Here is a 15235-nt window from a genome sequence, read left to right on the forward strand (position 1 = left end):
TTTATCATTCAATTTTAGTCGAGGAGAGCTTCTATAAAAGAAAAATCCATAAACGTAAAATCTTTAAAATTATACTTTGCTTCGTGCAATATTTCAGCATCGCCCATACCAACACTAATCATGTTGGCAATGTTGGCGGCTTGAATTCCGGCTACGCTGTCCTCAAAAACGATGCAGTTTTTGTTGTTAGCGTTTACTAATTTGGCGGCTCTTAGAAAAACTTCCGGATCGGGTTTGGCATTGGTTACATCATTGCCATCAACGATGGCATCAAAAAAGTGCAAAATCCCTGTTTTCTCTAAAATAGGTCGGGCATTTTTACTGGCCGATCCTAGGGCAATTAGTTGTTTTTTTTCTTTAATAAATTGAAGAACGTTGATCACTCCGGGTAATAATTCGCTTTCGTTCATATCTACCAAATAGGATAAATATTCTTCGTTTTTTTGGATTAGCCATTTGTTTTTGTCCTCCTGTGAAGCTTGAACGTTACCAAGCGCTAAAATGATGTCAAGAGAACGAACGCGGCTAACGCCTTTTAATTCTTCGTTGTGTTCAGGGGTAAATTCGATTCCTAACTCTTGAGCTAATTTTTGCCAAGCCAAAAAATGGTATTTGGCTGTGTCAACGATAACTCCGTCAAGGTCGAAAATGAATGCTTTTTTACTCATTAATAATAATTTTCGATTTGTCATTGATGGTGAGTGAAATAATTCCCGCAAGAATCATAGATGCGCCACCAATTAATAGGGCATAAATAGGTTCGCTGTTAAAAAATCTAGAGACTAAAAAGCCTAAGATAGAAGCAGCGACCAATTGTGGAATTACAATAAAGAAGTTGAAAACTCCCATATAATAACCCATTTTACTTGATGGTAAAGCACCGGATAACATAGCGTAAGGAATGGACAAAATACTAGCCCAGGCAATTCCAACCCCAATCATCGGTAACCATTCCATAGTAAATGTTGTAGGTTCGGTGATGAAATAAATGGAAATTAATCCCAATCCACCAAAAGTTAAGGCAATGAAATGCGTAAATTTTCTGCTGGTGTATTTGGCTAATAACGGCAACAAAAATGCAGCGATAGCCGCAATCAGATTGTAATTAGCAAACATTTCACCGACTTGATTCGCACCATTGTTATAAGCCTCAGAAGTAGTGTCTGTTGTACCGTAAATGTGTTGCGTCACAGCAAGTGTAGTGTAAATCCACATAGAAAATAAAGCAAACCAAGAAAAGAATTGAACCCAAGCCAATTGCTTCATGATTTTTGGCATAAACTGAAAATCGTTCATGATAGTTACAAAACCATTGTCTGTCTTATTGGCTTTTTGCAATAATCCTGAGACCAACATGGCCAATCCGCCTAATCCAATTAAACCTAGGGAAAGCACATATAAATCTTTCTTTAAATCATAATTAAAAATGGCATAAGAAAAAACAACACTGACAATCAAAAATAAAATACCTTTTGTTAAGTGTGATTTTGCATTGGTAGCAAACCATTCTGCTGAATGGGTTTCTTTTTTGTATTCTGTTTCTTGGTGTTTTTCAAAGGCTTCCATTTCTTCCGGAGAATATTCTTTAGATGTCAGCACTGTCCAAAGAACAGTCACAATGAAAGCAACTCCGCCCAGGTAAAACGAATATTTAACCGAATCTGGAATAATCCCTAATGGAGCTGTGTTTTCAACACCGAAATAGGTAAAGATTAATGGGAGTTTGGAAGCAAAATAGGCGCCAATTCCGATAAAGAAACTTTGCATAGCAAATCCCATTGTTCGCTGTTTTTCCGGCAGATTATCCCCAACAAAAGCTCTAAAGGGTTCCATTGAAACGTTTATGGAAGCGTCCATAATCCAAAGCATTCCTGCGGCAAACCAAAGCACGGGTGAATTAGGCATTATGAATAATGCTGCTGAAGCTAAAATGGCACCAGCCAAAAAATAGGGTTTTCTTCTGCCTAATCGGGTCCAAGTTCGGTCTGAGAAATAACCAATGATAGGTTGAACAATTAAACCGGTTAAAGGAGCTGCAACCCATAATATAGGGATGTCATCAATATTGGCTCCTAAAGTTTGAAATATTCTGCTAACGTTTGAATTTTGCAGGGCAAAACCCATTTGAATCCCCAGAAATCCGAAACTCATGTTCCAAATTTGCCAGAAACCTAATTTACGCTTTTCCATTATCGTAATTTATTGGTTTGTAATACGATAAGCGCTTTGCTTATCAAAACTTTAATTTGTTTTCGAAGTAAAGTACAAGCTTTGATAATTAGGGTAAAGATAATAAAGAATTTATATTGTGATGATTCTCTTTAAAAAAAATGATATTGACAAGTTACGCAAACGTTTTTTGTTGATAAAAATCCTTTTATTTCGTGGATTCTCTTTCGACCAACTCGGTTTCGATTACTTCGGTTCTGTATTGTTCTTCGTCTTCTTCTTCGGCTTCTAGTCTTTCAATCAGCATTTTAGCAGCTTTGCCGCCCATTTTCACGCCATTTTGACTAACCGTTGTGATGCTTGGAGAAGAATATTTGGAAATGATTCCGTCTGTAAATCCGATGATAGAAATGTCTTCCGGGACTTTTTTGCCCAGTTTATTTGCTTCTTTTATAGCGGTGACAGCGAACAATTCATTTACGGCAAAAACGGCATCAATTTCATTGTTGGCCAAAAGATGGGCTATGCTGTCTTCGAAGTTTTCGGTGTCTTCAATTTTTAAAATAAGATTTTCGTCTACTTTTAAATCATTGTTTTTTAGGGCTTTGACGTAGCCTTCAGTTCTAAGTTTTCCAACGCTTACATAATCAACGGTTGAAATCAGCGCAATTTTTTTAAAGCCCTTATCGATTAAGTGCTGGGTTGCATTGAAGGCTGCAAGATTGTCGTCGATAATTACTTTATCGCAAAGAATTTCATTGGTGATACGGTCAAACATTACCACCGGCATTCCTTGATTGATGACTTCAATTATATGGTGAAAATCTTTCTTTTGTTGGGTTTCTTTTGACAGCGACATGATAAAGCCATCGATACTTCCGTTGGCTAGCATTTCCATGTTAATTACTTCTTTGTCAAAGGATTCGTCTGAGAGGCAAACCAAAACATTATAGCCGTTTTCATTGGCTACATTTTCTACTCCGCTGATGACCGTGGCAAAGAAATGGTGGATAATTTCGGGAATAATAATACAAATTGTCTTGGTTTTTTTGTTCTTTAAACTCAGGGCAATATTGTTGGGTTTGTAGTTGTATAATTTGGCAAATGCTTGAACTTTTTGACGTGTATCTTCGCTTATTTCCAAACTGTTTCTAAGTGATTTTGAAACGGTAGAAATGGAGACGTCAAGTTCTCTGGCAATCTGCTTGAGTGTTACTTTTCTTTTCATTTTAGGAATGTAATAAATACTGATTTCTGAATAAAGATATACGTTATTTTTAATTCTGTCAATTTTAGCCTTAAAATAATGAAATAATAGAAAAGTTTTCAACACGAAAACGTTTTCGGTGCAGATTTAACAAGCGTTTATTCCATCAATTGAAATTTTTACATAAATTTAACATTCGAAGTATATTTACAAGCACAAAATTAAATTTTTAACCTAAACAAAACGTATGAAAACAATTTACAAAAAGTTGTTATTTTTATTCCTGCTACTGCCTTTTAGCGCTCTTGCACAGAGCACTTTAAGCGGAGTTGTTGTTGACAGCAAATCAAGCCAACCATTGCCGGGAGTAAATGTAATTGTTCAAGGTGCGAACAACAGCACCACAACAGATTTTGACGGGAAATTCCAGTTAGGAGGCCTAAAAAACGGAGACAAATTAGTCTTTTCGTTTATTGGTTATGACTCTAAAACGGTTACTTTTTCAGGTCAAAAAACTGTTAACATCAGCTTAGATGAAAGCGCAAACCAGCTACAAGAAGTTGTGGTACAAGTAGGGTATGGAACCGTTAAGAAAAAAGATGCAACGGGATCGGTAACTACTGTAACTGCAAAGGATTTCAATAAGGGTGCGATTGTATCTGCAGACCAGTTGTTGACTGGTAAAGTTGCGGGTGTTAGAATTACCACTAATGGTGGTCAGCCTGATTCTGCACCTAATATTAGAATTAGAGGAGGTGCTTCGTTAAGTGCAAGTAACAATCCTTTAATTGTAATTGACGGAATTCCGATTGACAGTAACAATCCGGCCGGAGTTAGCAATCCTTTTTCGCTTATTAACCCGAATGATATTGAGAGTTTCACAGTGTTGAAAGATGCAAGTGCAACTGCAATTTACGGATCAAGAGCATCAAATGGTGTAATTATCATCACTACAAAAAAAGGAACTACGGGAGACATTAAATTTAATTACTCTGCTAATTTCACAGGTGGAAAAGTAGGGAAGAAAATCGAAATCATGGATGGGTCTACTTTTGTTAAGTTCATTCAAGAATATCATCCTACCTTTACTAACTTGTTAGGGGTTGATGATCCCAACAGTACTTTGACGGATGATTTGTCTACTCCTGAAGTAGAAGGAAGAATACTTTCTAATACTGATTGGCAAGATCAGATTTTCAGAAATTCATTTTCAACGGATCATGCCTTTAGTGCCAGAGCCAATATTTTTGGAGATGTGCCTTTCAGAGCTTCATTAGGATTCAATAAAACAGAAGGGTTAATCAAAACAAATGATTATCAAAGAACTACAATGTCGCTTAAGTTGACGCCAACTTATTTTAAAAAGCATTTAAAAGTTGACATTAATGCCAAAGGGATATCAAGCAAGAAAAATGCTGTAGATGAAGGAGGCGCTTTAGGTAGCGCAGTTTATATGGACCCTACTAAACCGGTATATGATAATTCTCCTAACAACAGATTTGGCGGATATTATCAAAACACCCGATTAAACGGAGGACGTTATATATTAGATGGCGCTTGGAATCCATTAGCCATATTAGAGCAAAGAGACAGACCGGAAAGAGTTTACAGATTTTTAGGAAACGTTGAGTTTGACTATAAATTTCACTTCTTGCCGGATTTACATTTTGTAAATAATTTTGGTTTGGATGGTTCAAGAGCTGTTATTGAAGAAAAGTATTCTGATAATTCTATTGCTACTTATCGTTTTAATCAAGGAACGGATCCTAATACAAACTATGTATTCAACCCGGGAAGAAATTATTACGAAGCCCAAAGAATTACCAATACTACATGGGATTCCTATTTCTTATATGCTAAAGAATTAAAAGGACTGGTTAATAAGTTTGATTTACAAGGAGGTTACTCTTATCAAAACTTCAAAAATGACGGTCACAGAGAATTTTACCAATATAATAATGATACTGGTATAAGAGAATTAGTTGTAAATGTTAATAATCCTAATAACAGATACTTCAATGTTTTAAACTTACAGTCATATTTCGGTAGAACAAACATTGATTTTGCTAATAAATATTTACTTACCGTTTCATTCAGAGCTGACGGTTCATCTTTGTTTAGAGAAGACAAAAGATGGGGCTATTTCCCAGCCGCTGCTTTAGCATGGAAACTTAAAGAAGAAAGTTTCTTGAAAAATGTAAGCTCAGTTAACGATGCTAAAATCAGAATTGGATACGGTAAAACCGGACAACAAAATATTACGGATGCGGTAGGTTTCTATCCTTCTACACCTTTGTTTGCTATAGGTAGTAATTCAAGTCAGTATCTTTCAGGAACTAATTTGTATTCAGCTATTGCCTTCAACCCTGATTTAACATGGGAGAAAACAACCACATACAATTTAGGACTTGATTTTGATTTGTTTAAAAACAGTTTCTTATCAGGAAGTTTTGACATCTATAAAAGAGAAACAACTGATTTGCTTGCCAGAGTAGCTTTGCCACCGGGACAAGGACTTTCAGATTCATTTGTGAAAAATGTTGGTTCTACAGAAGGAAAAGGGTTTGAGTTGAATTTAAACATCAAACCATTCAAGACAGACAACGCAAGTATTGAAATTACTTCCAATTTAGCCTATAACTATACTGAAGTTACAGACTTAAATGATGTTACTCAAATTACTGCTTTCGAGTCTGGGATTGGTACACAAACAGGAGTATATTTAGCGCGTCATGCGGTAGGATTTCAACCTTATTCTGCTTGGGTATTCCAACAATTATATTCAGCAGACGGTTCATTGATTCCTGGTGCTTTTGTGGATAGAAATGACGATGGAGTTATTACTAACGATGATAGATATTACAAAGCCTTACGTCCGAATTGGACATTTGGATTCGGATTTAATTTCAACTACAAAAACTGGGATTTAAGTTCAAACTTCAGAGGTCAAATCGGTGGTCAAACTTACAATCAGAGAAAAATGAGTTTAGGATGGGTTGATGCTGCATTACCGGTAAATACCAACAGTTTAACCAACGTGCTTGATTTTTACAGCAATGAAGCGGATGCTTCAATCCAAAACATTCAAGGTAACGTACCTTTATCAGATTACTACCTAGAAGATGCTACATTTTTACGTTGTGAAAATATTGTAATAGGGTATAGATTTAACAAGTTCATTAAATCTTCATCATTAAGAGTGTATGGAGCTTTAAATAATCCTTTTATCATCACCAAATACAAAGGTCAAGATCCGGAGAATTTCAATTCTATTGATAACAATTTCTACCCTAGACCTAAAATGTACACATTTGGTCTGAGTTTAGATTTTTAATTAAAAAACTATGAAAAAAATGAAAAAATTAAAATTGTTTAGCATTTGTATTTTGTTCTTTGGGACATTGTCATGTACCGATGATTTAAATACAGAACCTTTGGTAGAATTGTCGCTTCAACAATTGTTGCAAGAAGATCCCAATGCTATCACAGGTATTATGTCAAAACTGTATGGTTCGTTTGCCCTTTCCGGTGCTAATGGTCCCGGAAGTTCAGACATCAGTGATGACGCGGGGGAATCTCCTTTCTTAAGGGGAATTATCAATCTTCAGGAGTTTACTGCAGATGGTATGAAAAACCGATGGGGAGACGATGGATTAGACCAGTTAACCACTACTTCTAATTGGGATGCCAATAACAAGTTTTTCAGATATTTATACAACAGAGCTTTCTACACTATTCCACAATGTAATAATTTATTGGCGGTATTGTCTAGTGTTGATGTTCCTAACGAAGAAGCAGTTGTAAGTGAAGTTAGATTCTTAAGAAGTTTAGCTTATTTTTATTTAATTGACTGTTTTGGTAAAGGCGTTTTATTAACTGAAGATAACTTAGGTAGTGCAACACCGTTACCTCAATCATCAAGACAAGAGCTGTTTAATTTTGTTGAATCTGAATTATTGGCTATTGAAAATACTTTACCGGATACCAATCAGTATGGTAGAGCCAATAAAGCAGTTGGCAGAATGTTACTGTCAAAATTGTATATCAATGCAGAAGTTTACACGGGTACTCCTAGATACACAGAAGCACTTACCTTCATTTCTAAAGTGATTACTGAAGGAGGTTATAGTTTGGATCCAAATTTTGAACACATTTTTTCTGGAGACAACCATACATCACCCGAAATCATTTATCCTTTAATTGCTGATGCTTTGGTTAGCCAAAGTTATGGTAATACTACCTATTTGGTAAATGGAAGTTTGAACTCTGCTACAATGACTTTGTCAGATTATGGTGCAACCGAAGGATGGGGCGGACACAGAGCTTCTAAAGCATGGTATGGTTTATTTGGCGCTAATGCCGGTGAATTAGCTTCTTCACCTGACCAAAGAGCGCATTTGTTTTGGACATCTGGCCATACTTATGAAATGACCGATTACAGAGAATGGGAGAATGGTTATCCTTCGACCAAATTTAGAAACTCTAATTTCTTCTCAAGTTCTTCACCAACGTCTTTTTCAAGTACCGATTTTCCTTTATACAGATTAGCAGATGCTTATTTAATGTATGCAGAATGTGTAGTAAGAGGTGCAGGTGGCGGTTCAGTTTCTCAAGCTGTGAATTATGTAAATCTAGTAAGAGCTAGAGCAGGTGCTAATGCAATTTCAGCCGGAGATTTGACCTTAGATTTTATTTTAGATGAAAGAGGAAGAGAATTGATGTTTGAAGGACACAGAAGAACGGATCTTATCCGTTTTGACAAATTTGCAGGCGGTAGTTATTTGTGGCCATGGAAAGGAAACACCTTAAATGGTGCTTCGATTTCAACCAACTATAAACTTTTCCCTATTCCTCAACAAGCTCTTGAAGCCAATCCTAATTTAACTCAGAACCCAGGTTACTAATTAAAAAAATATACTTAAAAATGAAAAAAATATTAAAAATATCTAGTTTAGCTTTCTTGTTAATAGCAGGAGTTGCTTGTGAAAATGATGATCAAACAATAGCTCAGGCTGTAGGCGATCCTGAATTAATTGCTCCTGCTTCCGGAACAGAATATGAATTGTCTCCGGCTAACGAAACCAATGAAGCTACAACCTTAATTTGGAATCATGCAGATTATGATGTTCAAACGGAAGTAAATTATGAGGTTCAAGTGGCATTAGCCGGAACCGATTTTGCAACAGTGATCTCTGGTGGAACAACTACAAACAGATTTTTTACTTGGTCAGTAGCAGCTTTAAATCAAGTGGCTTTAGATGCAGGTTTAACTCCATACACTCCCGGAGATTTAGATGTTAGAATAAGAGGAACTTTAGGCGCTAATGCTGAAATGGAAAGTTTTTCAAATGTTATTACTTTGACAGTAACAACCTATACTACTGAGTTGCCAAAATTAGCAGTTCCTGGAAACCACCAAGGTTGGAATCCACCAACAGCTCCAAGAATAGCTTCTTCAGGATTTAATCAAACAGATTATGAAGGATATATGTGGTTAGACGGAGGATTCAAATTTGTTGGGCCTAATGTAGCAGGAGCCTTTGCCTGGGGTAATACTGATTGGGGTGATGATGGTTCTTTCTCAGGAGTTCTTGCAGAATCAGGAGAGTCAGACATTGTAGCTACACCTGGTTATTACAGAGTTAATGCCAATACAACAACATTGCTTTACACTGTTGTTCCAACAAATTGGGGAATTGTAGGTGCTGCAACTCCAGGAGGTTGGGATAATAGTACTGCATTAACTTACAATGCTACTACCAAAAAATGGGAAGGAACAGTAGTTATGACAGCCGGAGGTTATAAATTCAGAGCCAACAATGCTTGGGACATTAATTTAGGAGCAGATTCAGATTTAGATGGTTCAATGAACTATGGTGGACCGGATTTATCAGTTGATACTGCTGGGACCTATAATGTTGTTTTAGATTTAAGCAATCCAAGACAATATACTTATTCAGTGACACTTCAATAAGTAAATTAAGAATAACTAAAAAAGGGTTTCTTTTGGAAACCCTTTTTTTAAATTTTAAGCTATGAAAAATTTTATTTTATTTCTGTTTGCAGCCCTTTTAGGAAATTCAGCTTTCGCTCAAGTTTCTTGGCAAGGCGGTTCCAATCCTGATGCTACAGCAGCAGCTACCATACTGTTTGATAAATCAGGTACAGGGTTAGCCACTTACACAGGGACAATATACGCTCATACAGGGTTAACGGTAAACGGAACCCCTTGGCAAAACGTAAAAGGTTCTTGGGGTAACAATACCACACAACCGGCGCTGACTTTAGTTTCGGGAAATATATATAAATTAGACTTAACACCAACAATACTTCAGTATTACAATGTGACGTCCGGTTCGGTGACCAAAGTTAATATGGTTTTCAGAAATGCAGCCGGTAATGCACAAACAGTTGATTTGACTTTAGATGTAGGTGCTTTTCAGGCGGCATTAGTAACACCGGTTGAAAACAGTAATACCATTATTAATAGCGGTCAAAGTTTGACAGTAACTGCCAATAATACAAACGGTCCGGCTAATTATAACTTGTTGGCCAATGGTGTTAGTATTAACACTTTCTCAGGAACAAGTTATAATTATACCGATGCCAATATTACAGTTAATAAGACTTATGAACTACAAATTACACAAGGCGCTACTTTTTTCTCAAAAACTTTTGGAGTTATTGTAAATGCCGGAACAGTCAATGAAACAATGGCATCCGGTCTCGAAGACGGGATCAATTACAATCCATCCGATGTGACCAGAGCAACGGTTGTATTAGACGCACCGGGAAAAGATTTTGTTTACCTCGCCGGAAGTTTTAACAACTGGCAACCGGGAACCAATTATTTGATGAAAAAAGACCCGGGAACAGGAAAGTTTTGGTTAGAATTAACCGGATTGACCTCGGGACAACAATATACCTATCAGTATTGGGTAGTAGATTCTACACCAACGACCAATTCACCCGCAGTTGTAAAAACAGCGGACCCTTATTCAACCTTAGTACTGTCACCTTTTGACGACCCATACATCCCAGCCGCTTCTTACCCTAATTTACCGGCATTCCCTGCCGGGCAAACAAGAGAAGTTACCGTTTTGCAAACCGGTCAAACGCCCTACAACTGGAGCTCGGCAACAACCAATTTCGTTAAACCTAAAAAAGAAGATTTAGTAGTTTATGAAGTTTTAGTCAGAGATTTTGATGCCGATAGAAATTACCAAGATTTAATTGATAAAATTGACTATTTTAAAAATTTAAAAGTTAATGCAATCCAATTGATGCCGGTAATGGAATTTGAAGGAAATGAAAGCTGGGGCTATAACACTTCTTTTCATATGGCTTTGGATAAATTCTACGGTAACGCAGCTAAGTTTAAAGAGTTTGTCGATTTGTGCCACCAAAACGGAATAGCAGTTATTCTAGACCTTGCATTAAATCACGCTTTCGGAAGAAATCCAATGGTCAGAATGTGGATGAAAGATCCTGATGGGGACGGCTGGGGTGATCCTGCTGCCGATAACCCTTATTTTAATGAGTTTGCCAAACATAGTTATAGTGTCGGGTCCGATTTCAATCACTCTTCTGCAAGAACCAAATACTATACTAAAAGAGTCATCAAGCAATGGATACAAGAATTCAAAATTGATGGTTTCCGCTGGGATTTAACCAAAGGATTTACCCAAAACTGTTCCGGAGGAGATGACACTTGTACCAATGCTTACCAAGCTGACCGTGTTGCCGTTCTCAAAGAATATGCCGATTACTCTTGGTTATTAGACCCAACACATTACGTTATCTTCGAACATTTGGGTGGTGATAGCGAAGAACAACAATGGGCCAATTACCGTCTTGGAGAAACTCCAAGTAAAGGAATCATGATGTGGGGAGAATTACACGAAGCCTACAAACAACTTACTATGGGATTCTCAACCAATGCTGATATTAGCAGAATGGGTCACGTGAGCAGAGGATTTACCGGCAAACGTTTGTTAGGTTACCCTGAAAGTCATGACAAAGACCGATTGGTTTATGAAGCTGTTACTTACGGAAATGGAGGAGGAACAGCACCACCACTGAACAATTTAAATAATGCCGTTGCAAGAATGTCGGCTATTGGCGCGTTATCTATCCTAGTTCCGGGGCCAAAAATGATTTGGCACTTCGCTGAATTAGGAATGAACAATTCCATTTACACTTGTGAAAATGGAACTGTAAATTCAGAGAACGATGTCACAACAGGAGATTGTAAATTAGCCACAAAACCACAACCACAATGGGTCAACAACTGGTTAACCATGACTACACCCAACAGACAGCAAGTGTACAACGATTGGAAAAGATTAATCCAAATGAAAATCGAAGAGCAAGTGTTTGAAGGAGATTATGCCATTAGCCCAGACGGAAATAATATCAGACAGAGAATTTATGTCTATGACAATTCACTACCTTCAACACAATTGAAAAATGTGGTTATTATTGCCAATATGTCTGTGGCAAGTCAAAATATTAATCCTAGTTTCCCATACACCGGAAATTGGTACAATTTGATGGATAATACCCCTTACAATGTAACCAGCACCACCGCAACAATTACATTGCCTCCGGGAGGTTTCAGAGTCTATGGTAATCAGCCTGTAGCTTTATCAACTAATGATTTTGACATTGTGAACCAAGTGAGTTTGTATCCAAATCCAACTTCAGGAAGTTTCAGCATCAAAGGACAAGTGGCCAAAGTGGAAGTGTATTCTATCACCGGACAAAGAGTTAAATCCTTTGAAAATATTTCATCAGAAGCCGATCAATTCGACATCAGTGAATTGAACAGCGGTGTATATTTAGTCAAAGCTTTTGACCTAAATAACCATTCTACAACGATGAAATTAATCAAACAATAAGGTTAGATTAGTTATATAATTATTTTGCAGGAGCCACGTTTTTTTTAAGCGTGGCTTTTGTTTTATAAAAATTTTCCCCTTAAATTTTTTTGTCTCTGTGATGAATTGTATTTTTGACTCATGAAAAAGCCATCAAAGTCAATCATAGTCAGGATTTTAAAGATAACCGGAATCACTTTTGGTTCTATTATCCTTTTGTTGTTTTTGATGCCTATACTTTTTCCGGGAAAAATTGCCGAAGAAGTAAAAGCGTTCGCCAATAAGAAATTAAACGGCGAATTAGATTTCAAAGAAGCCAATCTTTCGTTCTTCAATCACTTTCCGTCTTTAACTTTAACCCTAACCGATTTTTCCTTAAAAGGTTCTGCACCCTACCAAAATGAAACATTAGTTTCCGCCAAGGAAGTGTCGTTCGGAATAGATATCAGCTCTTTGATTTTTGACAAAAGTGTTACTATCGATAAAGTTTTCGTGTCCAATGCGTTAATTAATGTAAAAGTCAATGCCAAAGGCGAAGCCAATTACAACGTCTACATTTCCGAAGCCGAAACGACAAAAAAAGATACCACAAGTAATACGTCACTTCGATTGGATAAAATTGCCATTGAAGACAGCCATTTGGTGTACGATGACCAATCAACGAAAGTTTTAATCGATGCCAAAGGATTTAATTACATCGGTAACGGCGACTTAGACCAAGCCATATTCGACATCTATACCGAAGCCGAAATCGAAGACTTCGATTTTGCCTATGACGGACAACAATACCTCAAAAACAAAAAGGTAAAAGCCGATTTGATTACCAAAATCAATACCAATTCCCTGGCCTTTGTCTTCCAACAAAATAATTTAAAAATCAACAAGCTTCCGGTGGAATTCAACGGGAAGTTCGACTTCCTGAGCAATGGTTACGATATGGATTTTAACATCAAATCGGAAGACAGTAAGCTCAACGATTTCTTCACGGCTTTGCCACCGGCTTATGTTACTTGGCTCGACAAAACCAAAGTCAAAGGCAGTACCGATTTGTCTTTTACCCTAAAAGGAAAATACATCGCTTCTAAAAATCAAAAACCAGATGTGGCTTTCAATATGAAAATTCGTGACGGTTTGATTGAATACAAAGATGCACCTTTTCCGGTATCGAATATCTTCCTCAATTTTGACACCCAATTACCGTCCTTGGACACCGAAAAATTAAAAGTCAATATCGATTCTATTTTCTTTAATGTCGATAAAGATTATGTCAAAGCAATTATCAAAACTGAAGGTTTGTCGAAACCGAATATCAGCGCCAGAATCAATTCCAAAATTGATTTAGCCCAAATGGACAGAGCTTTCGGATTGGAAAATATGGATTTGCGCGGTATACTCAATATGGACATCAAATCAAACGGGGTTTACGACAAAAAGAACGGTAAGATTCCGGTAACCAATGGGAAAATCAATTTCAAAAACGGCTACGTAAAAACCGATTATTACCCAAATCCGATTCAGAACATCAATGTAGTCGCCACGGTTTTAGACCAAAAAGGATCGTTGGATGATTTGAAAATCAATATTACGCCGGCTTCTTTTGAGTTCGAGGGAAAACCTATTTTTGTCAACGCCAAGCTGCAGAATTTCGAAAATATCAATTACGATATTAAAGCCAAAGGCGAATTGGATTTAGGCAAAATCTACCAAGTCTTTTCCCAAAAAGGGCTCGATGTAAAAGGCTACATCAATGCCGATGTTTCCTTCAAAGGTTCGCAAGATGACGCTATGAATGGCAGATACGCTAAGTTGCAAAACAAAGGCACTTTAAAATTGAGAAATATCAAAACCACTTCGGAATATTTGCCCAAACCATTTGTGATTAAAGAAGGAACTTTTGTGTTCAATCAGGACAAAATGAACTTCAATGATTTCATGGCGGCCTACGGTCAATCCGATTTTAAAATGAATGGTTATCTGCAAAACGTAATCGATTTTGTGTTGACGGATAAAGCCATATTGAAAGGGAATTTCCAATTGCAGTCGGACTATATCAATGTCGATGAATTCATGACACAAACCACTGCAACAACCATTTCAGATTCAACTAAAGCAACAGTCGCAGCCGGAGTGGTGGTGATTCCTTCTAATTTCGATTTGCAGTTTAAGGCTACTGCGAAAAAAATTAATTTTGAAGGGTTGGCTATAGACAATCTAAAAGGCAACATGAAAATCGACAAAGGGCAATTAGAACTCAAACAATCCGGTTTTGATTTGATTGGTGCCAATGTTAAAATGGATTTGGTGTACGGCAGTCAATCGACTGAGAAAGCTTTTTTTGATTTCAAGATTTTGGCCAAAGAATTCGACATCAAACGCGCTTACAACGAAGTAAAAATGTTCCGAGAAATGGCAACCGCAGCCGAAAGTGCCGAAGGAATTGTTTCCTTAGATTATAAAGTCGCCGGAATTCTCGACGCGAATATGGCACCCATTTATCCATCCCTAACCGGAAAAGGAACCTTGTCTGTAAAAAAGGTCAAGATGAAAGGGTTCAAAATGTTTGGTGCCGTAAGCAAAAAAACAGGCAAAGACGCTATTAAAAATCCGGATGTATCGCAAGTTGATATCAAAACCACCATTAAAAATAACATCATCAATATTGAACGTTTCAAGTTCAAAGTCGCCGGTTTCCGCCCAAGAATTGAAGGACAAACCAGTTTTGACGGCAAGCTGAATATTAAAATGCGTTTGGGTTTACCACCATTTGGCATCATTGGCATTCCGATTAAAGTTACGGGAACACAAGACGAACCCAAAGTACGTTTGGGCAAACAAACCGAAGACTTACAAGAAACCGAATACGAGGGCGAAGTGCCGCAACCTATTTCAGCGGAACCAAAACCCTTGTAATTTCCAATAGTTTTTCGGTTATAAATTCACGCGCTATAACTTATCTTTGTAGCCAATAAACTTTTATTTT

General features: G+C 37.2%; 8 protein-coding genes. 5 read left to right on the forward strand and 3 right to left on the reverse strand.

Translation table 11 applies throughout. The features are described from left to right. Window positions 1-14 precede the first annotated feature (14 nt). From pgmB to HA632_RS10120, 3 genes are all read right to left on the reverse strand, one after another. The gene (gene pgmB / locus HA632_RS10110) at window positions 15-668 is read right to left on the reverse strand and encodes a beta-phosphoglucomutase (protein ID WP_176307046.1); all 654 of its coding nucleotides are present in this window, start codon (window positions 666-668) and stop codon (window positions 15-17) included. After that, window positions 661-2190 carry an MFS transporter gene (locus HA632_RS10115; RefSeq protein ID WP_176307047.1) on the reverse strand — a complete coding sequence of 510 codons (1530 nt, stop codon included), beginning with the start codon at window positions 2188-2190 and terminating at the stop codon, window positions 661-663. The genes pgmB and HA632_RS10115 overlap by 8 nt, the downstream gene beginning before the upstream one ends. A gap of 187 nt (window positions 2191-2377) precedes the next feature. Beyond that, on the reverse strand, window positions 2378-3397 hold the full coding sequence (locus HA632_RS10120; protein ID WP_176307048.1) for a LacI family DNA-binding transcriptional regulator: 1020 nt from the start codon (window positions 3395-3397) through the stop codon (window positions 2378-2380). A gap of 226 nt (window positions 3398-3623) precedes the next feature. Here HA632_RS10120 and HA632_RS10125 point away from each other — a divergent pair, with 226 nt between their 5' ends. The 5 genes from HA632_RS10125 (at window position 3624) to HA632_RS10145 (ending at window position 15165) form a co-directional block, all read left to right on the forward strand. Continuing rightward, window positions 3624-6710 carry a TonB-dependent receptor gene (locus tag HA632_RS10125; protein WP_176307049.1) on the forward strand — a complete coding sequence of 1029 codons (3087 nt, stop codon included), beginning with the start codon at window positions 3624-3626 and terminating at the stop codon, window positions 6708-6710. 19 nt (window positions 6711-6729) lie between these two features. Beyond that, window positions 6730-8280 carry a RagB/SusD family nutrient uptake outer membrane protein gene (locus HA632_RS10130; protein ID WP_176307050.1) on the forward strand — a complete coding sequence of 517 codons (1551 nt, stop codon included), beginning with the start codon at window positions 6730-6732 and terminating at the stop codon, window positions 8278-8280. Between the two features lie 20 nt (window positions 8281-8300). Beyond that, window positions 8301-9350, forward strand: a complete 1050-nt coding sequence (locus HA632_RS10135; RefSeq protein WP_176307051.1) for a SusE domain-containing protein — start codon at window positions 8301-8303, stop codon at window positions 9348-9350. A 61-nt stretch (window positions 9351-9411) separates the two neighbouring features. Next, a complete protein-coding gene (locus tag HA632_RS10140) occupies window positions 9412-12276 on the forward strand; it encodes an alpha-amylase family glycosyl hydrolase (protein ID WP_176307052.1) in 2865 nt (954 codons plus the stop codon). 120 nt (window positions 12277-12396) lie between these two features. Then, on the forward strand, window positions 12397-15165 hold the full coding sequence (locus tag HA632_RS10145; RefSeq protein ID WP_176307053.1) for an AsmA family protein: 2769 nt from the start codon (window positions 12397-12399) through the stop codon (window positions 15163-15165). Window positions 15166-15235: the final 70 nt, after the last annotated feature.

The sequence above is a fragment of the Flavobacterium sp. J49 genome, assembly GCF_011742145.1.
Classification (GTDB): Bacteria; Bacteroidota; Bacteroidia; order Flavobacteriales; family Flavobacteriaceae; genus Flavobacterium.

Coding starts and splice junctions, on each gene's coding strand:
- pgmB (WP_176307046.1), bottom strand. CDS start 668: ATGAGTAAAAAAGCATTCATTTTCGACCTTGACGGAGTTATCGTTGAC.
- HA632_RS10115 (WP_176307047.1), bottom strand. CDS start 2,190: ATGGAAAAGCGTAAATTAGGTTTCTGGCAAATTTGGAACATGAGTTTC.
- HA632_RS10120 (WP_176307048.1), bottom strand. CDS start 3,397: ATGAAAAGAAAAGTAACACTCAAGCAGATTGCCAGAGAACTTGACGTC.
- HA632_RS10125 (WP_176307049.1), top strand. CDS start 3,624: ATGAAAACAATTTACAAAAAGTTGTTATTTTTATTCCTGCTACTGCCT.
- HA632_RS10130 (WP_176307050.1), top strand. CDS start 6,730: ATGAAAAAATTAAAATTGTTTAGCATTTGTATTTTGTTCTTTGGGACA.
- HA632_RS10135 (WP_176307051.1), top strand. CDS start 8,301: ATGAAAAAAATATTAAAAATATCTAGTTTAGCTTTCTTGTTAATAGCA.
- HA632_RS10140 (WP_176307052.1), top strand. CDS start 9,412: ATGAAAAATTTTATTTTATTTCTGTTTGCAGCCCTTTTAGGAAATTCA.
- HA632_RS10145 (WP_176307053.1), top strand. CDS start 12,397: ATGAAAAAGCCATCAAAGTCAATCATAGTCAGGATTTTAAAGATAACC.